General features: G+C 65.1%; 1 pseudogene. It reads left to right on the top strand.

Annotated features, from left to right (window positions below):
• A pseudogene (locus EOD29_RS31840) lies at positions 1-272 on the top strand (serine O-acetyltransferase); the annotation flags it as partial.

Below are 272 nucleotides of genomic sequence, written 5' to 3'. Positions count from 1 at the left end.
GCCGTTCCTCCAGCGTCTTCCAGACCGACATCAATCCGGCCGCGCGTATCGGCAAAGGCATCTTCCTTGACCACGCCACCGGCCTCGTCGTCGGCGAGACGGCCGTCATCGGCGACAATGTTTCGATCCTGCATGGTGTGACGCTCGGCGGCACCGGCAAGGAGGGCGCCGATCGCCACCCAAAGATCGGCAGCGGCGTCATGATCGGCGCCGGCGCGAAGATCCTCGGCAATATCGAGATCGGTTACTGCTCGCGCGTTGCCGCAGGTTCC

Origin of the sequence: Mesorhizobium sp. M1A.T.Ca.IN.004.03.1.1, from assembly GCF_003997555.1 — a bacterium.
In the GTDB taxonomy this organism is placed as follows: Bacteria; Pseudomonadota; Alphaproteobacteria; order Rhizobiales; family Rhizobiaceae; genus Mesorhizobium.
This window is presented reverse-complemented; position numbering and strand designations above follow the sequence as displayed.